This window comes from Paludibacter sp. 221 (assembly GCF_010501035.1).
Lineage (GTDB): Bacteria > Bacteroidota > Bacteroidia > Bacteroidales > Paludibacteraceae > QVMH01.
This window is the reverse complement of the sequence record NZ_QVMH01000040.1, coordinates 23,178-46,453: the sequence shown is the minus strand read 5'-3', so window position 1 is coordinate 46,453 and position 23,276 is coordinate 23,178. Positions and strand designations below refer to the sequence as shown.

Here is a 23,276-nt window from a genome sequence, read left to right as displayed (position 1 = left end):
TTACCAAGAAGTCCGATGAAACAAAACACCTTACCACGCGAAAGATTCGCGCGGTAGCAAAGAATAATCCGCACACGGAATACACAGACAAAACGGAAAATCACGGATATTGACTTTTGAAAGAGCTACAAGCAACAGGCTCGCGTTATAGTTGTAGCAGTTTGTTTTCTATTTCCAGAATTTAAAACGAAGGGAGAAAAGCATCTTCTATGTGCTCTATATTAAACGCTTCACCTTGTGGTATGACCGAAATCACATCAAAACGGGTTTCGCCTTTCCAGTCAAATTGAAGAATATACTCGTGTGCAGCATTTACAATATTACGTATTTTTCGGGGAGTAATAGCCTCCTGAGGGTGTTCAAAGTAATCGGTAGACCGTGTTTTCACCTCTACAATCACTAACATTCCGTCTTTTTCGGCCACAATATCAAGCTCCAGCTTTCTACACATCCAGTTTACATGCCGTATCTTATAATTTTCAGACATCAGGTATAACCTTACCTGCTCTTCACCCTGTCGTCCTATATCGTTATGCTGTGCCATATAATAAATTTAAACAAGCTCTTAACCTTATTCTTCTATCCCCCACTATACAAAGCAGAATATCATTTCCAATCACAACGACAGCCTCTTTGCACCTTTTTCCCGAACAACCTGAAAGAAAGTGTCAATAAAATTTCGCCGGTCAAATCGTTACTTTTTGAATACGAAGTACTTATTCCATCCAGATAATCATTAAAATAATATGATACACCTATGTCTACTCCCAACTTAACAACAGATGCAAATCCAAAATCGAACCCAATACCAAAGGGAACGCCAAAAGCAGGCTTGTTAAGCTCAGAAGAATCAACCGGCCTGATTGCTTCACCTGTAAGGACTACTTCGGGAAAGGCAAGCGCCAATCCTCCACGAAGAAAAGCTTCATATGTTATGGAACTATTTCGTAGATTATTATTAATTAATGAATATTCCGCCTGAAACGACGATTGTACCATCGTTGCCTCAAAAGCATAGCCTCTTTCGGGAGACTTGAAATTTTTATCACTACCATTGTATTCGCCGTAGAAAACGGCAACCCGATAACCAAACCGGTCGTCGAAAAATAAATGCCTGAATACAACAGAAAACATATGGCGGTTTTCCAAATCAAACAAAGGGTCTCTAATAATACTGCCCAAATCGCCCAAAACAGCAAGAGAGCCTGCACCCACCGACAAAAAGCCCGCACTTTTCGAATCTCTTCCAATCAAACCGTTATTTTGGGCACGAACTCCGGACAACAAAACGAAAATAAAAACAATAAATATAAAAAATCTTTTCATCTCACACTATTCATATGAAACACCATTACATGCTAAAAAATACCGGAAAACGGCATTATCAAGCATACTTTATAATATGTAAAAACAGGAAAAGAACAGGAAAAGCTCCATTCGAACGAAGCTATAAGATTAATATACAGACGCTTAGCAAGCGAACACACAATTAATTAACCGACAGCGAAATTATCAAAAACTCCGGGGGATAATGTAATAATAACCTTTTTTATAATTAAAAGCCGGGATTAAATATATTTAATCCCGGCTTTTAATTATTTGTTCTCACTGTTTTAAAAAACAAATAGCCCGCACACGGCATTTAAGTTAAAAATGAAATGTTTTCTAAAAACACCATTAGCCTTATTACTAATTATACCAAAACAGGGGTTTTATGTCGAACTCTCTTTAGCGCGAATTGCAACGACACTTTTTCGCGAATCCATCTCTGCTGAACATACGATAAGAAAACGTTAAAAGAACTTCGCCGAGCAAATCATCACTTTTCGAAGAAGCGGTTTTTATCCCGTCCAGATGGTCGCCAAAATAGACAGAGCCACCCCCTTCTATCCCAACCCTGATATTAGGCGTAACGCCAAATTCCAGACCAAACCCCAACGGAATACCCAAAGTTACTTTATTCGGTTCAAAGGAATCGCCTCCCCGCACAGGGTTGCCCGTAAACTCAACAAACGGAATAGCGGCTTCCACTCCTCCACGAAAGTACAAACCGTACGTTACATCCCTGTTTTTAAATTCCCCTTTAATAAACGAATATTCTACTTGCAGCGATGGTTGTATAAGTTTCGTTTCGAAAGCATAGCCCCGCTCAGGCATCGAGAAATTTTTATCATTACCGTCAAACGCACTATAATACAACGACAGTCTGTAGCCAAACCGTCCGTCTACAAATAAATGCCTGAACGCTAAAGCAAAAGCGTGACGGTTTTTCAAATCAATCAAAGGGTCTTTCGAGGTGTTACCCACATCGCCCGAAAAAAGCACCGGGCCTGCCCCTATAGACAAAAATCCTTCGTTCTGCACGCCTTTACCTATCAACCCGTTTCTTTGCGCATTGATTGCCGCCGGCAACAAAGAAAAGATAAAAATAATAAGTAAAAAACATCTCTTCATACAGCAAATTTTACAACGTAACATCATCAAAAGCAACTAACTCATGTGCAATAATACAAAATAAAACTGTATTTTATTCAACATCGTTTCCACAATTTAGAAACTGTTTAAATTTTTCTCGTAAAATAAACCAAGGGAATTTCCAGAGGAATTTTGGCTTCATTTTCCGATTTTAGCAGGCTAAATGGGAAAAAATACAAGTTGAAATTTAGCTACGCTCAACTTCGTGTCACAAAAAAGGACTTTGTTTATTACGAAAAATTTTTTTTGGGAAATATTTAACAAGCTCTTAATACCTGAAACTGCTTCCTCCCACAAACTCCCTCAAAAGCGAAGTCGGAGGAATTTCCCTGTCGGGGATAGACACAAAATAATTCAGGAACTTCAGCAACCTGTGAGCCTCCGTGTATTCATTGCAATACTTCGGCACCTCCAGCAATATAGGCTCAGCATGATGCTTAAGTACGGCAAGCTCAAACAACAGAGCCGAATTAAACATCACATCAGCATTTTCCTGATAAGGAAAAATCCATTTGTCTTCGCCCCTGCGCACACTATCCCAGCGCGAAATAGTATCGCGCGCCGAGTAATTACGGTATTTGTAATCGCGGATTATCCTGCGCAGCAAGCGTGTATCGGTAGTCGGAATCCAGTTGTGATTATCAATCGAGATGGTGGTAAGCGCCGAAACATAAATTTTGAACGTCAGCTCCAACGGAATATCCTGAATCAGTTTTGGATTCAGCGCATGGATGCCTTCTATTATCAGGATATTATCATCTTCCAGCTTCAACTTTTCCCCTTTGTACTGCCGTTTTCCGGTTTCAAAATTAAACATGGGGATTTCCACCTCCTCGCCCGAAAGCAAATATTTCAGATTCTGGTTGAACAAATCAATATCCAAAGCCTCAAAATGCTCAAAATCCCAATTGCCATTTTCATCCTTAGGAGTTAGCTCCCGGTCTACAAAATAATTATCCAGCGAAAGAGCCACAGGTTTCAGCTTACTTACCATCAACTGTACCGAAAGCCGTTTGCTGAACGTAGTTTTACCCGATGAAGACGGGCCGGATACCAAAACAAAACGGGGTGTTTGTTCCCTGCTCGAAATCATATCGGCAATCGAAGCTACCTTTTTCTCGTGCAATGCCTCCGATATTTTTATCAGGTTGATAGATTCCCTTTTTCGCGCCAACAGGTTAAAAGCCCCGATATTATTAATCCCCATAATTTTGTTCCACCCTACGTATTCTTTGAAAATACCGTACATCTTAGGCTGTGTCACTACCTCTTCCAGCACTTTAGGATTTTCGCGGTTAGGCACGCGCAGAAGAAATCCATCATAATAAGCCATCAAATCGAAAAGATACAGGTAATCGGTCGAAGGCATCAGTACCCCTACATAATAGTCGATAAAATCGTCGATACGGAAATATCGGGCATACGGAGTTCCCAAAGTTTCAAAAAGAGATATCTTATCCTCCTGATTAGCTTGGGCAAACAGCCGTTTTACCTCTTCTATCTGTTTTTCTTCGGAATAGATACGTTTCTTTTGCGAAATTATTACACCTATCCTGTCTTTTATCTTTTCAACTACCTCAGCCGTAAGTGGCTGCCCCAAGTTTTCGAGTGTGCAGTAATATCCTTTCGAAATAGGGTGCTCGATACGCAACACCGCCTGCGGAAAAAGCTCTGAAATGGCTTTTGCCAAAACCATGCTCAAGGTACGCACATACACCCGCATGCCCGAGGGAGATGTTAAATCCAGAAATTCAATATCTTTAGGCTTATAAACCAAAAAATTAAGATCCTCTACCTTATAGTTTACCCGTGCAGCAACTACTTGGCAAGATAACTCAATATGCAAATCCTCATAAATTTCTATCAACGAAGTCCCTATAGGATAATCGTGGTATGAACCGGTATTTTTACAAAAAATCGTAACCTTCTTTTCCATAAATAAAGTTTTTTTAAAACTACAGCAATTATAAACATCAAAGACAAATGTACACTAAAAAATTTAAATGCGTAAAAGGTTGTTCAAATTTTACTCGCAAGACAAACTATGGTTCAAAGGGGCTGTCTCAAAAGTCTTTTTTGAACGCAAATTACGCAGATTACACAAATTTAATATCTTGTAACTTGCTTTATTTCAATAAAATAAGATTTGCATAAATTTGTGTTTATCTGCGTAATTTCTTGGCAAGCCAAGCGAAGTATCGAACGGCGTTCTCTTTCAACGCTACCGCGCGAATCCTTCGCGCGGTAAGGTAGAATTGCCACACGATACAATCGTACGGCAGCAAGGGGATCAAAGGGCTGTAAGCCCGTTTCAATTTAGCCCAATGGCAAAGCGAAGCGTCGCCTTGGGTTAAGTTTGCAACAGCAAATTTAGCGGGCTGTAAGCCCAAGTTAAGATTTAACCTGCGCTTTCAGCTTTAAAGTATTCAAAACGGTTAAATTCAATTTTCTAACAGTTACTAACGAGCAACGAACGCTACCGCGCGAATCCTTCGCATGGTAAGGTAGAATTGCCACACGATACAATCGTACGACAGCAAGAGGATATATCGGAACGTTCTGTCTGCGCGAGCGATTCATAAATACTGTTTAAACCAGCATACCGGCAATTTGCAAACAAGCCTGTTCAACGCAAGCCTACAGCCGGATTAAGTAGTTAATTATTGAAAACTTACGCAGTTAAAAACCATCGTAAAAAGAAAGTCATATTAACAAATTATCTGTTTGTGTTTATGATATTTTCGATTAAATTTGCAGGGAAAAATTTAAAAATAATTATAGATGACTTACACTTTTTTAGATTTTCTGAAGCTCATAGGCTCACTGGGACTTTTCCTTTACGGAATGAAAATAATGAGCGAAGGGCTTCAAAAAATCGCAGGAAACAGGCTCCGTTCCATCCTTACGGCAATGACCAAAAACCGGGTAATGGGAGTTTTTACGGGTCTGCTTATCACCGCGTTAATTCAATCCTCCTCTGCTACGACAGTTATGGTCGTAAGTTTCGTAAACGCAGGCCTTCTCAGCCTCGTTCAGTCCATAACGGTAATCATGGGAGCCAATATCGGAACCACCGTCACAGCATGGATTATTTCGCTGCTCGGATTCAAGGTAAGCATAGCAGCCTTTTCGCTTCCGTTGATGGCAATAGCAATTCCATTTATCTTTTCGTCAAAAAGTAAGCGCAAATCCATAGGAGAATTTATCATGGGATTTGCGTTTTTGTTTATGGGGCTTGAGCTATTGAAAAACTCAGTTCCCGACCTTCAGGCAAATCCCGGAATTTTAGAATTCCTTTCGCGCTATACCGATTTAGGATTCGGTTCGGTCCTTATTTTCCTTGGAGTAGGCACATTGCTTACTATTGTCGTTCAGTCGTCAAGTGCTACAATGGCCATCACGCTTATCATGTGTGCCAAAGGTTGGATATCGTTTGAGTTGGGAGCAGCCATGATTCTGGGCGAAAACATCGGAACAACCGTTACAGCAAACATAGCCGCAATTCCGGCAAACGTATCGGCAAAGCGGGCAGCTTTTGCCCATCTCACATTCAACATATTTGGAGTTATATGGATGCTGTTTGTATTCTTTCCGTTCACCCACATGGTGTCCAACATAGTACAAAATATAGGTCCGGGCGACCCTAATCTCCTTACTTCTTTCTCTCAAAGCATCGACCCGCAAACACTATCGTTAATATCTAACCCGAACGCAACCGGGCTCACTGCCGAGCAGGTAGCACTTCAGGGCCAACTTGAAAAATACCAGCTTGCCACGTCTTACGGCCTTTCGCTTTTCCATACCATGTTCAACCTGATAAACACATTTTTGATGATATGGTTTGTGAAAACAATAGCGAAAATCGTATCTTACATTATTCCTAAAAAAGATACTGACGAAGAATTCCAGTTGAAGTACATCTCTACAGGCATGCTTTCCACATCCGAATTATCGCTTCTGCAAGCCCGTAAAGAAATGTATGTATATAGCGAGCGTACCGAACGGATGTATCATCTTGTGCGCGAATTACAAACTCAGGAAAACGAAAACGAGTTTGTGAAAATGTTCAGCCGCATACAAAAGTATGAGAACATCAGCGACCGCATGGAGGTGGAAATAGCAGCTTACCTCACCAAAGTAGCCGAAGGACGATTGAGCGAAGACGGAAAGCATCAGCTACAAAATATGCTGCGTGTAGTTTCCGAAATCGAAAGTATAGGCGACAGTTGTTACAATCTGGCACGCGTCATTATGCGGAAACGCGACGATAAATCGGTATATACCGACGAGATGAATGACAACATCAATCTGATGATGAATCTGGTAGAACAGGCATTGCAGCAAATGAAAAAAATACTGAAACAGGATCAACCTGTGAGCGATGAGGATTATAACCGTTCGGAAAATCTGGAAAACGAAATCAATAATTTCCGCAACCAACTGAAACTTCAGAACGTAAATGATGTAAAAGAACAAAAATACGACTATCAGGCCAGCGTTACCTACATGGATATGATTGTAGAGTGCGAAAAAATGGGCGACTACATAGTGAATGTAGTGGAAGCGCTGAACGAACTGGACTATCATTATTAAAAACAAAATACTGATTACTTTAAAAATAGGAATACCAGACTCAACTGTTATTGAGTCTGGTTTCTTTTCATTCATAACTCTTTTAACTACATGGACTATTTATTAATTATTTTAGGATTTGTTGTACTCGTTTTTGGTGCGAACTACCTGGTAGACGGTGCGATAGGGATTGCAAAACGATTTAATGTGCCCGACCTCATTATAGGGCTTACAATCGTTGCTTTCGGTACTTCGGCTCCCGAACTGGTAGTGAACCTGATTGCGGCATCCAATCCGGCAACTACCGACCTGGCCCTGACAAACATAATAGGGAGCAACATGATAAACACGTATGTTATCTTAGGGCTTACAGCACTCGTTTTTCCTATCAAGTCACAACTTAGCTCACGCAAGTTTGATATTCCTTTCAGCCTATTGGCTCCCATAGTACTGCTCTTCATGGCATGGGCGTTTGATAATAAAATAAACCGGGTTGACGGGATAATACTATTATTAATATTTTCGTTTTTCATGTATGCCACAGCACGTAAAACATTTAAGATGAAAGCCATTCCCGAAATAGAAGAACTGGAAAAAACCACCAAGCCCAAAAAGGTGTGGCTGTCAATCGTATTTATTATCGGCGGGCTTGCCATGCTGATAATCGGGGGGCAACTTATAGTCAACAGCGCAACCAAAATAGCACAGGCATGGGGAATAAGCCAAGCGGTAATAGGATTAACTATAGTGGCGCTCGGCACTTCATTGCCCGAACTGGCAACATCAGTAGTTGCTGCATTCAAAAAAAACTCAGACATTGCTCTCGGAAACGTAATAGGCTCAAACATATTCAATGTGTTTTTCATATTAGGAATAAGCACCCTTGTGCGCCCCTTGCCTGCATATCCGGCCATCTTTACCGACCTATTGATTACGGCCTTAGGAAGCCTTTTGGTACTGATATTCGTTTTCACAAATAAAAAACACGAGATAAAACGCTGGGAAGGACTTTTGCTTTTAATTATTTATGGCGTATATTTGTACTGGATGATAACGCAGCAATAGCTAAGCCCCTCCAAACCTCTTTTGCCCTTTCGGATTTCTTGGTAAACCAAGCGAACAAGTTCGAGCGGCAATCCGAAAGTTATTATTTGCGGATTTGTAATCCGATGAGACAGAGGAAGGTCAGGATGAGGAGAGTTATTTGCGGAAATCTGCGTTATCCGCGTAATTTGCGTTCTGTCTTAGAATGCTTGGTAAACCGGTTTTTCAATTATAACAATATAAACATAACATTATGAAACTGTTTGATGTATATCCTCTTTTCGACATTGAAATAGTTCGCGGAAGCGGATGCAAAATTTACGACAACAACAATGTAGAATACCTCGACTTGTACGGAGGGCATGCAGTTATATCTATAGGCCACTCCCAGCCTTACTACGTTCAGAAACTACAAAATCAAGTAGAGAAACTGGTATTTTATTCAAACTCGGTAATAAACAACCTACAGGTGGAAGTAGCCGAAAAACTCGGAGAAATATCGGGTTACGACGACTATTTCTTCTTTATGATAAACTCCGGTGCCGAAGCAAACGAAAATGCGCTGAAACTGGCGTCTTTCCATACAGGACGGAAAAAGGTTGTTTCTTTCAGCAAAAGTTTTCATGGGCGCACATCGGCCAGCGTGCGGATAACCGACAATCCAAAGATTGTAGCACCCGTTAACGAAGGTATCGACGTAGAGTTCCTGCCTCTGAACGACATAAAAAAAGTACAGAAGTCATTACAAAACAACGACGTTTGTGCCGTTATAATCGAGGGAATACAAGGAGTAGGAGGAATACAAGTGCCTGACTCAAAATTTTTACAGCAACTAAGCGACGAATGTAAAAAAACAGGAACCATACTTATTCTCGACGAGATACAATCGGGCTATGGCCGTAGTGGTAAATTCTTTGCCCACCAGTATTCGGGAATAAAACCCGACATCATTACCGTAGCCAAAGGGATGGGTAACGGATTTCCTGTGGCGGGGCTTCTGATTAGTCCGATGTTCAAAGCCTCGCACGGGTTGCTCGGAACAACTTTCGGAGGAAATCATTTGGCTTGTGCCGCTTCGACTGCAGTACTGGACATAATTAAGGTGGAACGGCTTATCGAAAACGCCGCCACTGTAGGAGATTACCTGCTCGGCGAATTAAAACAGTTCAAAGAAATTAAAGAAGTACGCGGATTGGGCTTGATGATAGGATTGGAATTTGACAAACCCGTAAAAGAAATACGTAACAACTTATTATTCGAAAAGCATATTTTCACCGGTGTAAGCGGAACAAATACTATCCGCCTACTACCGCCGCTATGCCTGTCGAAAGCCGAAGCCGATGTATTTCTGGAAGCATTGAGAGATGTTTTATAATTTAAGCTACATTAGTTAAAAGCATATATAATTTTTCTGTCATCCCGTAAGGCGGCTTCAAGTCCGCTTTACGGGTTTTTTAATGTTTTTTGCATCTTCGGGCGAAAAAAGTTTGTCGGAAAGCCACCCCCATGTTACCGCGCGAATCCTTCGCGTGGTAAGATAAAAAAAGAGTTTGTCCGGAAGCCACCCGATACAATCGTGCGACAGCGAGGGGTAATTTGCATTCAAAAAAACTTTTGAGACAGCCCCAGCGAGGAAAATCTGTGCTACTCCCCCATTGCACGTATATTCCCGCCAACCCATTGCAAAACCTTGTCTTACCCAATTTGCAATCCGGTTTAAAAAACGTACTTTTGCAAAAAAGATTTTCTATGCAAAGCATTTGTGTTTATTGTGGCTCAAGCACTCAGGTCGATTCCCTGTTTTTTGATACAGCAGCAGAGTTAGGAAAAATTTTTGCTGAAAACGAAATAAAGCTAATCTACGGAGGAGGCTCGGTGGGTTTGATGGGCACTATTGCTGACAGCACGCTGGCAGCAGGCGGCAAAGCCACAGGAATAATTCCACGCTTTATGTACGAAGAGAATTGGTGTCATACCAACCTGTCCGAACTCGTAATAGTAGAAACCATGCACGAGCGCAAACAAAAAATGGTACAAATGGCAGATGCCCTCGTTGCACTACCGGGCGGATGTGGCACGATGGAAGAACTATTCGAAGCCATTACATGGAAACAACTGGGGCTGATTACCAAACCAATCGTAATAGTAAACGTAGATGATTATTATACGCCGCTCTTGAAAATGCTCACGTCGGCTGCCGACAAAAACTTTATGCGCGAAAAACATTTGCAAATGTGGCAGGTAGTGACATCGCCCGATGAGGTATTGCCGGCTATAGCAAATGCGCCCGAATGGGACTCAAACTACCGTAAATTTGCCGCTATATAATTAAAACATGCCAAACGACTCAACATATTTGCCGAATTGGGACGAGATTACTTCTCCTCTCGATTCATTACAACAAAGTTGCGATTCGTTGCAAGCATACATACCACCTTTTGCCGGCAACTCGGGCATATTTTCTCCATCTCTGCCCGAAACAGAAAACTGGGTTTTTCTGTTTTTAGGAGGCTTGTTCTTTCTGCTTGTATTTTCGATACGGATGTATCCCGGCATAATTGCAGAAGACCTGTATTCCATTTTTCGTGTCAAAGAACGCGTTACCCTATATGGTAATTCCGAAAAAAAAGACTCCCGTGTAAGGATACTTTTTGTACTTCTCTCTTTTTGCATTATCAGCCTGTATGCCTACTCTTTCTGTTACGAGCCAAGTATAGGCAACGAATTTACATTTATCGGGTATCTTCCGTACCTATTAGCCACATCCTGCTTCTTTATTGCAAAGAGCCTAATAAACAGGCTACTATGCTTTGTTTTTTTCGATTACAGAACACTTGATATAGCCCGGAAAAGCTATTATAACCTTATCATCTTTTTCGGAGTAAGCATTTTCCCCCTGCTTATAATCAGTATCTACGCCACTCCCCAAATTACAATCATAGCCCATATTGGGGCTGCAATCGTTTACATACTAACCCTTGCATTAATCTTTTTAAAGATATTTCAAATATTTTACTCAAAAAAAATAGATTTTTTTTACATATTGTTGTATCTTTGCACCCTCGAAATTTTACCTGTAATTGCTTTGATACTGATGTATCTACAGAAAATATGATTGTTTAATCCCAAAAATATATAAAGTTGAAAGTCAAAAAGATACTGGTTTCGCAGCCGAAACCCACAACTGAAAAATCACCTTATTACGATATTGCTGATAAATACAGCGTGAAGATTGATTTTCGTCCTTTCATCAAAGTTGACCCCATTGGAGCGAAAGAGTTCAGAACACAACGCATTAACATTTTAGATTACACAGCAATAGTATTCAATTCGCGCCATGGAATCGACCATTTTTTCCGTTTGTGCGAAGAGTTGAGGGTAAACGTTCCCGAAACAATGAAGTATTTCTGCATATCCGAAACAGTAGCTTTATATCTGCAACGCTATATCCAGTACCGTAAGCGTAAAGTGTTTTTTTCGCCAACAGGCAAACTACCCGAATTTATTGTAGTACTGAACAAGCATGCCGACGAAAAATTTCTGTTCGTAACATCCGAAGTTCAGAACGAGGACACCCTAAAAGCATTGGAAGGATCCAAAATAAAATTCGACAAAGCTATCATGTACCGTACAGTTAGCAACGATTTTGGGCCCGACGAAAAATTTGATTATGATATGCTTATATTCTTCAGTCCGGCAGGAATCGACTCGTTGCTGAAGAACTTCCCCAATTTTGAACAAGGCGAAATACAAATCGGTACTTTCGGGCCAACCACTGCACAAGCAGTACGCGACGCAGGATTGCGTTTGGATTTAGAAGCTCCCCAGCCGGGTGTCCCTTCGATGACAATGGCTCTGGACAATTTCCTGAAAGAAGTAAAAAAACAAAAAAAGTAATTGTTTTTACAACAACATAATTATTCTAAACATATCCCGGAAGTACGGAAGAAAATCCTTACTTTTGGGATATTTCTTTTTTTTAATGTGTTTTTTTGAACGTTTAATTCCGACGGCACACTTAATAAACAAAAACTAACAATTAATAATTAGATAAATGAAACCAAATTCTTTTCCAAAAGCAGAGCACCTTTGCAAAGAGAAGGAGATAACACGATTATTCTCCGAAGGAAAAGCATTTATCAATTACCCTTTTAGAGTCGTTTATTCCGTCGAAAAAAAAGAAAATGACGTATCGGTCAAAGTAATGGTGAGCGTTCCTAAAAAACGCTTTAAACGGGCTGTAAAAAGAAACAGGCTTAAACGCCTGATGCGCGAAGCCTACCGACTGAATAAAAATCTCCTGACCGAAGTATTAACCGAAAAAGAACTCCGGCTAAATATCGCTTTTCAGTACATATCAGACGATGAACAGGACTTTGCCTATATTGAGAAAAAAATGACAAACGCTCTGAATAAGATAAAAGAAGCAGTGATTCAATGTTGAATCGTTTGAATTGTATAATCGTTGAAACTGTATTTTCCGCTGGCGTAGACTTGACTTGAAAAACAGTTACATTCAGATAATTTGCTCTAACGAGCAACGCACAGGTAAATACCTGCGCGAGCCATTAGAACGAAGGACAAGCGCATCAAAATATGCAGAATTGCTATTTTATTCTTTCGTAGCCGAAGCTAATCTTTCCGCCTCAGCTGGTGAGCGTAAAGAAATTCAGCGTAACGCAGCGTTAAACAGGATTTGCTGTTTGACGAGCGAAGCGAGGAGTTTCAAAGCCTGTAGCGTAGTGAAGCTGAATTTTAGCGAAGCAGGTGTAGCGGTGNTAGCGGTGGCTTTTTTGTTTACTTTTTCAGCTATAGGAAAAAGTAAAAGCCTGTCTGGCTGGAGGACAAAAGAATATCGGAAGAAAAATATCGGAACTCTCCCTATTGAGAGAGGGACTTTGAGAGCGAGAAACGAAAGAAAAATATCTGATGAATTGGGTGTTTAAAATGTAATTTTGATGGTTATCCTAATTAGAACAGATAAATAATACAGATGAAAATATTTATATTTAAACGGAAATCTCAGAATAATTCTTTTAAATGAATTACTGGTCATAGACACAGAAAAGAATGAAAAAAATAATCGAATTTATCGTACTGCTTCCTGTATATATATACCGTATCTGCATATCGCCATTCATCCCCCCGCGATGCAGATATACCCCTACATGCTCGCAATATGCTATCGAAGCTGTGAAAAAACACGGCGTAATAAAAGGAGGATGGCTCGCCGTAAAACGCATCGCCCGTTGCCACCCTTGGGGGGGCTGTGGCTACGACCCTGTACCATAAAATAAGTATTAATGTAGAAAAATGGCAAAACTCAAGTACATCGTTCTATACCCTTTCTCACTGCTTTACGGGCTTGTAAGCAAGATAAGGAATATACTCTTCGACAAGGACATTCTTCGGTCAGAAGAGTTTGACATTCCTATTATCTCTGTAGGCAATCTGGCAGTAGGCGGCACAGGCAAAACCCCCCATACCGAATACATACTCTCCTTTTTGCAGAACAAGTGGAAAACAGCAATGCTTAGCCGTGGCTACAAACGCAAGACAAAAGGATTTCGCCCGGCCAATGCCAGTGCCAATGCCAATACCATCGGCGACGAGCCTTTTCAGATACATCAAAAATTTCCGGACGTTACAGTTGCCGTATGCGAGAAGCGGGTGCAAGGAGTATCCAAGCTATTGGAATTATACCCCGATTTGCAGGCAGTGGTACTTGATGATGCTTTTCAGCACCGCCATATAAAAGCAGGATTTTCCATCCTATTAACCGATTATTCAAGGCTATATATCGACGATTTTTACCTGCCTTCGGGGCGCCTGCGCGAATCAAAAAAAGGTAGCCGGCGTGCTGATATAATTGTAGTGACCAAATGCCCTGCTACCATCGGCAGGGGCAAAATGGAATCCATCGAATCAAAATTAAAACCCAACGGACAGCAAACACTATTCTTTTCCTCGTACGATTACAAGGAGCTTAAACCCGTGTTCGGGCAATCTGATAAAAAAGCTATGATAACGCCCGATACGGGCATTTTAGTTGTAGCCGGAATTGTATCGCCACAACCCATGATAGAATATCTGAGGCAGTTTTCATCGCATATCGATTCGTTGCTGTTTCCCGACCATCACTCCTTTTCGCCGGACGATATTGACGCAATAACAAAAAAAATAGGCGCAATGAACCACACGCAGAAAATAATTGTTGTAACTGAGAAAGACGCTGCCCGGATTATATCAAACCCCGATTATCCGAACGAACTAAAATCAAAAACATTTGCACTGCCCATACAAGTAAAGATATTAGATAATAAAGAGACTTTATTCACCGAAAAAATAGAACGCTATGTTAGAGAAAATTCAAGAAACCGCTGATTTCTTAAAAAAGAAAATATCTACCCGTCCCAAAACCGGAATAATTTTAGGAACAGGCTTAGGCAATTTAGTAACCGAACTTACGGACAAAACCGAAATACCATACGAAACTATTCCGAATTTCCCCGTTTCCACCGTCGAAGGGCATAGCGGTAAACTAATAGTGGGTAAGCTCGGCGGAGTGGATGTACTCGCCATGCAGGGGCGTTTTCATTACTACGAAGGATACGATATGAAACAGGTAACATTCCCTGTCAGGGTAATGAAAGCATTGGGCATTGAAACGTTACTTGTTTCGAATGCAGCTGGGGGCATGAATCCCGGCTTCGAAATAGGCGACCTGATGATTATAACCGACCACATCAACCTGTTTCCCGAACACCCCCTGCGGGGTAAAAACAACCCCGCAATGGGAACACGATTCCCCGATATGAGCGAAGCATACTCCAAAGAGCTGATAGAAAAAGCAAAAGACATAGCACACGAAAACAAAATCCGCGTGGTAGAGGGAGTGTATGTAGGAACAAGCGGCCCGACTTTTGAAACTCCCGCCGAATATAAATACTTCCGCATAATAGGCGGCGATGCCGTAGGAATGAGCACCGTACCCGAAGTAATTGTAGCGAACCATGCCGGAATAAAAGTATTTGGCATGTCCATCATTACCGACTTAGGTGTAGAAGGAAAAATAGTAGAAGTATCGCACGAGGAAGTTCAGGAAATAGGCAACAAAGCGCAACCCCTTATGACCACGATAATGAAAGAACTGGTAAAGCGGATATAACTTTAAATGTGCCAATGTGACCTAATGCGCTAATTTACCAATAAATTCATATTATTTCTTTGTCAAGAGAGGGAGATTTATCCGACAAGCGGCTTCGAGCCGCTGTACGGTATTGCATGGCGTATAGCGGCTTCAATTTCCGACACATCGGAATGTTCCATCCGCTTTACGCCTAAAATATGGTTCTTAAGATAGAACGCAAATTTCGCAGATAACGCAAATTTCCACAAATTACTCATTCTCTCGCTGGCGCGGATGCTACATTCCGACGTGTCGGAAATTGTAGTCCGTGTCCTGCTTGAAAAGCAGCCATATTCCAAATAGTGCCCCCCACTGGCGCAAGTTTAGCGAAGCGTAACTTGTGCCGGAAATATATACTTGCTTACTATCATCTGGTGACGTAGCGATACGCTGCTATATGGGACAAAGGCGAATTATCCGTAAAGCGGACTGAAAGCCGCTATACGGAAACAAATAATAATTAAACATTAATAATTAACCCCGCGTCTTTCTGTCTTTGCCTCTATAAATAAAAGAAAAATCACTTAATTTACTGATTTAATGCACGAAATCTGTGAAAATGAATTATTTTTGCAGAAATTTCCGATAATATGGAAATAATTAAATAAATCTTTTTACAACCCAAAAAGTATCGAAATTAAATGAAAGTAGCAATTGTAGGTGCCAGTGGCGCTGTTGGCCAGGAATTTTTGCGGGTATTGGCAGAACGTAATTTCCCGCTTACCGAACTGGTTTTGTTCGGGTCTTCACGTAGTGCAGGAACTGTTTACGAGTATCTAGGAAAGAAGATTACGGTCAAAGAACTGAAACATGGCGACGATTTCAAAGGTATGGACATCGTTTTCACTTCGGCAGGCGCAGGTACTTCCAAAGAGTTTGCAGAAGATATTACCAAATTTGGCGCTGTAATGATTGACAATTCGAGCGCATTCCGCATGGATGATGATGTGCCATTGGTAGTGCCCGAAGTAAATGCTGCGGACGCTAAAAACCGTCCGCGCGGCATCATTGCCAACCCTAACTGTACCACCATACAGATGGTTGTGGCATTGCAGCCTATCGAGGAGCTTTCGCATATCAAAAGAGTGCACGTATCTACCTATCAGGCAGCAAGCGGTGCGGGAGCAGCCGCTATGGACGAGCTTGAAAACCAATACAAACAAATTGTAAACGGCGAAGAAGTAACAATCGAGAAATTTGCATACCAGTTGGCTTACAACCTTATACCACAGGTTGATGTGTTTACCGAAAACGGATACACCAAAGAAGAGATGAAAATGTTTAACGAAACACGTAAAATCATGCATTCGGACATTGCCGTGAGTGCAACCTGCGTACGTGTTCCGGCTTTGCGCGCACACTCTGAGAGCATCTGGGTAGAGACTGAAAAACCTATCAGCATCGAAGAAGCACGTCAGGCTTTTGAAAAAGCCGAAGGCATTGAAGTTATCGACAGTCCGGCTGAGAAAAAATATCCTATGCCATTGTTCCTTTCGGGAAAAGACCCTGTGCATGTAGGGCGCATCCGCAAAGATTTGGCAAACCCTAATGGATTGACTTTCTGGTGTGTAAGCGACCAAATTAAAAAAGGGGCAGCACTCAATGCAGTTCAGATAGCAGAATACCTGATTGCAGAAAAAAACATCTGAATTTACCCGTTATAATATAGCAAAAAGCCATAAGTTTATTTATGGCTTTTTGTTTTTAACACCGCTATCCTACAACGCAGGATAAAATACTTTACGGTACGATACATAATGTTAAAAGAACAGGGTTCGTACTCCGAAAATAAACTTTTTATCCTGTTAAACGTTCATATTGTCAGAGTAACAGTTACTCTGTATTAGCCAGAGAGAGAGAAATGCTATGGATTTGAGAAACAAACGGATAATTATTACAGGAGCCACTTCAGGCATAGGACAGCAACTTATGTATATGCTGTCGAAGTATGAAGGAACAAAAATAATTGCCGTGGGGCGAAGGATGAGGAATATCCCTATTGCAATGAACATAATACCTTTCAAAGCGGATATTTCACTCAAAAAAAACATTGATGAATTATTCGATTTTGCGATAGAAAAACTCGGTGGAATCGACATTTTCATTTCAAATGCAGGATATTCCTACTTCCACACACACCAACACGCCCAATGGAAAGATTTCGACAATATTTTCAAAACCAACGTACTGGCATCTATCTATATTACTAAAAAAATGCTCGACCTGCACCTGAACACTGCCAAAGAATTTATGGTTGCCATCACAGTATCCTGCATAGCAAAAGTTCATCTGCCTACCAATCCCGTGTACATCGCCAGCAAATCGGCATTGGATGGATTTATACGAACCGTAAAATACGAATTTCCGCCACAAGGCAAAATAGTAGGCATATATCCGGCGAGAGTTAAGCATACAAACTTTTTCGAGGATATGATAAGCGGCCAAAAAGTAGAAATGCCCGGAACAGTGCAAACTCCCAAGCAAGTAGCCAAAGCAATAATACGAGGATTCGAAAAAAACAAAAAAACAATATACACCGCCCCTTTTAGCCGGATTACAATCTACCTGTTCAACGTTTTTCCATTCATCCTGAAATGGTATTCGAACCGGATAAATAAGAAAAATATAGCCGTATCCAACAATTAAAATCGGAGTTCTCCCCTATCCTTTCACTTGCAAATAAAATATAATTTCTTTACTTACAACTTCCTTCAACATCACTCTACTTCGCCAAACAGTTACTCCCGGCTTGCCGAAATCAGCATTACTTTCCTACCTCAAATAATGGTATTTTTTCTAATCACAGATTAGAAAAAGCAAAAACAAATGCGGATAAATACTTATTCTTATGTAACTTTGTGCTACAAAAGCTATCTAAATATGAATTTCAAATACGATGTAATTGTAGTAGGTGCCGGACATGCCGGAAACGAGGCAGCCTGTGCCGCCGCTAACTTAGGTTCGAACACCCTGCTTGTAACAATGGATATGAACAAAGTAGGTCAAATGAGCTGCAATCCGGCTGTGGGAGGCATTGCCAAAGGACAGATTGTTCGTGAGATTGACGCGTTGGGCGGGCAAATGGGAATTATTACCGACCGGAGCGCCATCCAGTTTCGTATGCTGAACCGGTCGAAAGGGCCGGCAATGTGGAGCCCCCGCTCGCAAAGCGACCGTATGCAATTCATTCAAGAATGGATAAAAACCCTCACAGGTACACCAAACCTGCATATATGGCAAGATACCGTTACCGGGCTAACCATAGAAAATGGTCAGGTTAGCGGAGTAAAAACCCTTCTTGGGATAACTTTTCGTGCAAAATGCGTTGTCCTTACCAACGGTACTTTCCTCAATGGATTGATGCATATAGGCAAAACACAAATAGCAGGAGGGCGGTGTTCCGAACCTTCGTCGTATGGCATTGCCGAGCAGTTGAAAGAACACGGATTCACCGTCGAACGGATGAAGACCGGAACTCCAATGAGGATAGACGGACGAAGCATCGACTTTTCGAAAATGACCGAACAGGTGGGCGAAGATGATTTTCATAAATTCTCCTTTCTGGAAGATGTAAAGCGCGAGTTAAAACAAATGAGTTGCTGGATAACATATACCAACGAGGAAACTCATGAGGAATTACGAAAAGGATTACCCGAATCGCCCCTTTACAACGGACAGATACAAAGCATAGGCCCACGATATTGTCCCAGCATCGAAACTAAAATAGTGACCTTTACCGACAAAACAGCACATCAGTTATTCCTCGAACCCGAAGGAGTAGATTCGCAGGAGTATTACGTAAACGGCTTCTCTTCGTCCCTACCCTATCAGGTACAGATAGCAGCAATCCAAACTGTACCGGGATTGGAAAAAGCCGAGCTATTCCGTCCGGGCTATGCTATTGAATACGATTTTTTCGACCCCACGCAATTAAACCATACACTGGAAACCAAACGGATAAAAAACCTGTTTTTTGCAGGACAGATTAATGGTACTACCGGATACGAAGAAGCCGGAGGGCAAGGACTGATTGCCGGAATAAATGCCCATATTAATTGCCATGGCGGTACGAGCTTTGTGCTTGGACGCGATGAGGCATATATTGGCGTACTGATTGACGACCTGGTGACAAAAGGAGTGGACGAGCCATACCGAATGTTTACATCGCGTGCCGAATACCGGATAATTTTACGGCAGGATGATGCGGATATGCGCTTGACTGAGAAAGCCTATCGATTGGGATTGGCAACAGATGTTAGATTTGGTCTACATAAAACGAAAAAAGAAGAGCAGAATAAATTAATCGATTTTCTGAACAATTATTCGATAAAACCGGCGCAGATAAATCCGTTCTTACAATCGAAAGAGTCTTCGGAACTGAAGCATGGATGCAAACTGAGTGACTTAATCCTCCGCCCACAATTTGGCATTAATGAGTTGGCCGAAGCAATGCCTGCACTGAAAGAAAAAATAGAACAGATTGAATCGCGCAAAGAGGAAATTGTAGAATCGGTAGAAGTGGTGATGAAATATGCGGGCTATATCGAACGCGAAAAAATGATAGCAGATAAGCTGCAACGCTTGGAACATATCCAGCTACGGGGAAAAGTGGATTACAATTCTATCCACACCATATCGACCGAGGCGAGGCAAAAACTCACAAAGATAGACCCCGAAACAATTGGGCAGGCATCGCGTATTCCGGGTATTTCGCCAAGCGACGTAAATATATTGCTCGTATTACTTGGCCGATAAAAACGGAATGTTTCACGTGGAACAATTATAAATAAAGTTGCGTACCTACGGCACGCTAATTATTGCGAAAATTATTATTACCAAACTTCCGTCCCTACGGGACATAGGAATGCCTTAATATATAACAAAGAAAAAAATATCAAAACTAATAAAAGTGATGAAAAAGAAATAAATAATATATATCGAAAAAATACATGAAAACAAAAAGTCTCGTAGGACAAAAGTTTGGTAATTACGTACAAATACACAAAATCAGCGTGCCGTAGGTACGCAACACACAATATATGTAACATCGGATTTCTTGGCAAGCCAAGCGAACAAGTTCGAGCGCAGCCCAATGGCAAAGCGAAGCGTCGCCTTGGGTTAGTTTGCAACAGCAAACTTAGCGGGCTGCAAGCCCAAGTTAAAGCTTAACCTGCGCTTTCAGCGCGCTGAATAGTTAATTTATTTAAACCCAAGGCGACGCTTCGCTTTGCCATTGGGCTAAATTAAAACGGGCTTACAGCCCTTAACGTCAGGATTCTTCTAATGCTTGAAATCTTCCGACCACAACTAATTACAAATTCGAAAGGACGAAGGGAACAAAAAAGCAAATACTTTATACTTAACAGAAAATATGAAATACAACATCCGAATAGCTACCGAGAACGATTTTGAAAAGCTAATAATACTTTTCGAAGAATTTGCTCTGTTCGAAAAAGTACCGGAAAAGATGCTTAACACAGCAGAGCGGATGAGAGCGGAAAAAGATTTCTTTAATTGTTTTGTTGCCGAAAATTCGGAAAACGAAATTGTCGGATATGCTATTTTCTTCTTTTTTTATTTAAGCTGGAGTGGAAAAAGCCTGTATATGGACGACCTATATGTGAAAGAAAAATTCAGAGGTGAGGGTATCGGTACTGACTTAATTAATAATGTTATTTTCTTTGCAAAAGAAAATAACTGCCACAAACTGCGCTGGCAGGTTTCAAATTGGAATGAAAAAGCTATCAATTTCTACAAAAAAATTGGTGCGGAAATTGATGAAGACGAAAGAAATTGTAATCTGATAGTATAAAGAGAACGATTGTTCCACGTGGAACAATAATAATCATGAAAAAGAACGAAAGACTGAAAAACGAAGTTGCAGCACTACCGCACAAGCCGGGAGTGTATCAGTATTTCAACTCGAACGACGAAATTATATACGTAGGAAAAGCCAAAAATTTAAAAAAGAGGGTTTCTTCCTATTTCAACAAAATACACGAATACCCAAAGGTAAATGTATTGGTAAAAAACATCGACCATTTAAAATATATAGTAGTCGAAACCGAAGCCGATGCACTTTTGCTCGAAAGCAATCTGATAAAAGAATACCGCCCTCGGTATAATGCAATGCTGAAAGATGATAAAACTTATCCCAGCATTTGTATCACAAAAGAAGTTTTTCCGCGCGTATTCAAAACACGGAATATCATAAAAAACGGTTCGCAGTATTTTGGTCCTTACAGCTCCACATATACTATCAACTCAATTTTAGAAATTATACACGAACTATATCCGATACGTACCTGCCGCCTGCCGCTAACGAAAGAAAATATTGAAGCAGGAAAATTTAAAGTTTGTCTGCAATACCATATTCACAGATGCAAAGGCCCCTGCGAAGGGAAACAATCAATAGAAGAATATCAGAACGACATAGAACAGGTTCGGAAAATAATACAGGGCGATGCCAACGAAATAAGTAAAATGCTGTATAAAGAAATGCAGGAACTTGCAGCCGAATACAAATTTGAAGAAGCACAAAAACTAAAAGAAAAATACGAACTGATAGAAAGTTTCAAAGTAAAATCGGTTATTGCCAACACAATTGTTGAAAACACCGATGCCTTTGGATATGATGAAGACGAAAACTCGGCTTATATCAGTATCATCCGTATTTCGAAAGGATCAATCATTCAAGGTTACACCATCGAGTATAAAAAACGACTGAATGAAAACAAAGAGGATATTCTGGTAATGGCAATACTCGAACTCAGGGAGAAACTGCAAAGCAACTCGAAAGAAATAATTGTACCTTTCGACATCGACTTTCCGATGGAAAACATAAAGGTGAATATACCGCAACGTGGCGACAGAAAAAAACTGCTCGAATTTGCTATGCAGAATGTAAAGCAGTTTAAACTGGACAAACTGAAACAGGAAGAAAAACTAAACCCCGACCAACGGGCGATTTCTATTTTGAAAGAAGTACAGGAAAAACTGCACTTGGAAAAACTCCCCATGACCATCGAAGCATTCGACAACTCCAACATATCGGGGAGCAGTGCCGTAGCAGCCTGCGTGGTTTTCAAAAAAGCCAAACCCTCGAAAAAAGATTACCGCACATACAATATCAATACGGTGCAAGGGCCGGACGATTACGCCTCGATGAAAGAAGTGGTAAGACGACGGTACTCGCGCATGATAAAAGAAGGCACCCCCCTACCCGACCTCATTATTACCGATGGTGGAAAAGGACAGATGGAAGTAGTACGAAAAGTGGTGGAAGATGAGCTGAATCTGAAAATACCAATAGCCGGCTTGGCAAAAAATGATAAGCACCGCACAAGCGAATTGCTGTTCGGGTTTCCTCCGAAAGAAATAGGGCTAAAACCAAACGACCAACTTTTCAAACTCCTTGCTTCTATTCAGGATGAGGTGCACCGTTTTGCCATAAAATTTCACCGCAACAAGCGGAGCAAAAAACAAGTAGCTTCGGAGCTCGATTCGGTGAAAGGAATTGGCGAACAAACCAAAAACGAACTGATAAAACACTTTAAGAGCGTAAAACGAATTAAAAGCGCAAATTTTGAAGAACTGAAAAATTTGATTGGAAACCACAGAGCATCAATAGTTTACAACTATTTCCATTCCGATTTGAGCTCCTGAGAATCGAATATTTTAATTTCGGTGGGCAGATGACAGGAAATATTTCAAAGAAAAGGTAGTAATTTAATAAAATTTTAAACCACCGGATTAACTTACTCGAACTTATAACTTGATTCACTAAAAAATCCAATGAGGCAAACTAATAAGGTAATAAGGTTATCTTTTTATTATCAATATTGGTTACTAAGGTTTAAGATGAAAAATAAGGTTTATATTTGAAAAACCTTATTCAAAAAAAGAAAACCTTAGTAACCCCAAGGAGTAAATAAAAATGAAACCTTATTAGCTTATTAAAATTTACAACCATCAAAACTTTTATTTTACAGAAAAT

At 40.8% G+C, this 23,276-nt stretch carries 20 protein-coding genes; 15 read left to right on the top strand and 5 right to left on the bottom strand.

Annotation, left to right across the window (positions count from 1 at the left end; all coding sequences use genetic code 11):
- Positions 1-181: 181 nt before the first annotated feature.
- The 4 genes from D0T49_RS09560 to D0T49_RS09545 form a co-directional block, all read right to left on the bottom strand.
- Complete coding sequence (locus D0T49_RS09560; protein ID WP_163630789.1) at positions 182-544, bottom strand: YraN family protein; 363 nt, start codon at positions 542-544, stop codon at positions 182-184.
- A gap of 62 nt (positions 545-606) precedes the next feature.
- A complete protein-coding gene (locus D0T49_RS09555) occupies positions 607-1,326 on the bottom strand; it encodes a DUF6089 family protein (protein ID WP_163630787.1) in 720 nt (239 codons plus the stop codon).
- 402 nt (positions 1,327-1,728) lie between these two features.
- On the bottom strand, positions 1,729-2,454 hold the full coding sequence (locus D0T49_RS09550) for a DUF6089 family protein (RefSeq protein WP_163630785.1): 726 nt from the start codon (positions 2,452-2,454) through the stop codon (positions 1,729-1,731).
- 289 nt (positions 2,455-2,743) lie between these two features.
- The gene (locus tag D0T49_RS09545; RefSeq protein WP_163630783.1) at positions 2,744-4,411 is read right to left on the bottom strand and encodes a nucleoside kinase; all 1,668 of its coding nucleotides are present in this window, start codon (positions 4,409-4,411) and stop codon (positions 2,744-2,746) included.
- Between the two features lie 845 nt (positions 4,412-5,256).
- Here D0T49_RS09545 and D0T49_RS09540 point away from each other — a divergent pair.
- The 3 genes from D0T49_RS09540 (at position 5,257) to D0T49_RS09530 (ending at position 9,466) form a co-directional block, all read left to right on the top strand.
- Positions 5,257-7,068, top strand: coding sequence for a Na/Pi cotransporter family protein (locus D0T49_RS09540; protein WP_163630781.1), 1,812 nt, complete (start codon positions 5,257-5,259; stop codon positions 7,066-7,068).
- A 90-nt stretch (positions 7,069-7,158) separates the two neighbouring features.
- The gene (locus D0T49_RS09535; protein ID WP_163630778.1) at positions 7,159-8,112 is read left to right on the top strand and encodes a calcium/sodium antiporter; all 954 of its coding nucleotides are present in this window, start codon (positions 7,159-7,161) and stop codon (positions 8,110-8,112) included.
- Between the two features lie 232 nt (positions 8,113-8,344).
- The gene (locus D0T49_RS09530) at positions 8,345-9,466 is read left to right on the top strand and encodes an aspartate aminotransferase family protein (RefSeq protein WP_163630776.1); all 1,122 of its coding nucleotides are present in this window, start codon (positions 8,345-8,347) and stop codon (positions 9,464-9,466) included.
- A gap of 57 nt (positions 9,467-9,523) precedes the next feature.
- Here D0T49_RS09530 and D0T49_RS09525 read toward each other — a convergent pair whose 3' ends face one another.
- Positions 9,524-9,772: a hypothetical protein gene (locus D0T49_RS09525; protein ID WP_163630774.1), complete on the bottom strand. Its 249-nt coding sequence runs from the start codon at positions 9,770-9,772 to the stop codon at positions 9,524-9,526.
- Positions 9,773-9,840: 68 nt separating this feature from the next.
- Between D0T49_RS09525 and D0T49_RS09520 the strand changes: the two genes are divergently transcribed.
- The 12 genes from D0T49_RS09520 to uvrC all read left to right on the top strand — a co-directional run bounded on the left by D0T49_RS09520 (position 9,841) and on the right by uvrC (position 22,945).
- Positions 9,841-10,419: a TIGR00730 family Rossman fold protein gene (locus D0T49_RS09520; protein WP_163630772.1), complete on the top strand. Its 579-nt coding sequence runs from the start codon at positions 9,841-9,843 to the stop codon at positions 10,417-10,419.
- 7 nt (positions 10,420-10,426) lie between these two features.
- Positions 10,427-11,206, top strand: coding sequence for a DUF4271 domain-containing protein (locus D0T49_RS09515; RefSeq protein ID WP_163630770.1), 780 nt, complete (start codon positions 10,427-10,429; stop codon positions 11,204-11,206).
- A gap of 26 nt (positions 11,207-11,232) precedes the next feature.
- Positions 11,233-11,988 carry a uroporphyrinogen-III synthase gene (locus tag D0T49_RS09510; protein ID WP_163630769.1) on the top strand — a complete coding sequence of 252 codons (756 nt, stop codon included), beginning with the start codon at positions 11,233-11,235 and terminating at the stop codon, positions 11,986-11,988.
- Between the two features lie 157 nt (positions 11,989-12,145).
- Positions 12,146-12,535: a ribonuclease P protein component gene (rnpA, locus tag D0T49_RS09505; protein ID WP_163630767.1), complete on the top strand. Its 390-nt coding sequence runs from the start codon at positions 12,146-12,148 to the stop codon at positions 12,533-12,535.
- Between the two features lie 626 nt (positions 12,536-13,161).
- Positions 13,162-13,383, top strand: coding sequence for a membrane protein insertion efficiency factor YidD (gene yidD / locus D0T49_RS09495; RefSeq protein ID WP_163630763.1), 222 nt, complete (start codon positions 13,162-13,164; stop codon positions 13,381-13,383).
- Between the two features lie 21 nt (positions 13,384-13,404).
- Positions 13,405-14,475 (top strand): tetraacyldisaccharide 4'-kinase, encoded by a 1,071-nt coding sequence (gene lpxK, locus D0T49_RS09490; RefSeq protein WP_163630761.1) that lies wholly within the window; start codon positions 13,405-13,407, stop codon positions 14,473-14,475.
- Positions 14,447-15,259 carry a purine-nucleoside phosphorylase gene (locus D0T49_RS09485; RefSeq protein WP_163630758.1) on the top strand — a complete coding sequence of 271 codons (813 nt, stop codon included), beginning with the start codon at positions 14,447-14,449 and terminating at the stop codon, positions 15,257-15,259. Before lpxK ends, D0T49_RS09485 begins: the two co-directional genes overlap by 29 nt.
- 662 nt (positions 15,260-15,921) lie before the next feature.
- Entirely contained in the window at positions 15,922-16,929 is a 1,008-nt protein-coding gene (locus D0T49_RS09480; protein ID WP_163630757.1) for an aspartate-semialdehyde dehydrogenase, read from the top strand.
- Between the two features lie 217 nt (positions 16,930-17,146).
- On the top strand, positions 17,147-17,926 hold the full coding sequence (locus D0T49_RS09475) for an SDR family oxidoreductase (RefSeq protein WP_163630755.1): 780 nt from the start codon (positions 17,147-17,149) through the stop codon (positions 17,924-17,926).
- 234 nt (positions 17,927-18,160) lie between these two features.
- Entirely contained in the window at positions 18,161-20,035 is a 1,875-nt protein-coding gene (gene mnmG, locus D0T49_RS09470; protein ID WP_163630753.1) for a tRNA uridine-5-carboxymethylaminomethyl(34) synthesis enzyme MnmG, read from the top strand.
- Positions 20,036-20,651: 616 nt separating this feature from the next.
- Positions 20,652-21,092 (top strand): GNAT family N-acetyltransferase, encoded by a 441-nt coding sequence (locus D0T49_RS09465; RefSeq protein ID WP_163630750.1) that lies wholly within the window; start codon positions 20,652-20,654, stop codon positions 21,090-21,092.
- Between the two features lie 35 nt (positions 21,093-21,127).
- Positions 21,128-22,945 carry an excinuclease ABC subunit UvrC gene (gene uvrC, locus D0T49_RS09460; protein WP_163630748.1) on the top strand — a complete coding sequence of 606 codons (1,818 nt, stop codon included), beginning with the start codon at positions 21,128-21,130 and terminating at the stop codon, positions 22,943-22,945.
- Positions 22,946-23,276 lie beyond the last annotated feature (331 nt).